Genomic DNA, 259 nt, shown 5'->3' with positions numbered 1-259 from the left:
CAAGATCGAGGCAACGTTCAAGATAAATTTCTAAAAGATCAAATCGATATTGTGGTGGCAACCGTGGCTTTTGGCATGGGGATCAACAAGTCTAACGTGCGCTTTGTGGTGCATTACGATATTCCTAAAAGCATTGAAGCTTATTACCAAGAAACAGGCCGTGCAGGCCGCGATGGTTTAGATGCAGAAGCTTATATGTTATTTGATCCTGCCGATATAGGCCGGGTTAGGCATTTGATTGAGCAATCTGAACCTGGGC

At 44.4% G+C, this 259-nt stretch carries 1 protein-coding gene; it reads left to right on the top strand.

The features are described from left to right. A partial coding sequence (locus AAEY78_RS13820; protein WP_352339932.1) for a helicase-related protein occupies positions 1-259 on the top strand: 259 nt, incomplete at both ends.

The sequence above is a fragment of the Psychrobacter sp. 16-MNA-CIBAN-0192 genome (assembly GCF_040309565.1).
Classification (GTDB): Bacteria; Pseudomonadota; Gammaproteobacteria; order Pseudomonadales; family Moraxellaceae; genus Psychrobacter.
This window is presented reverse-complemented; position numbering and strand designations above follow the sequence as displayed.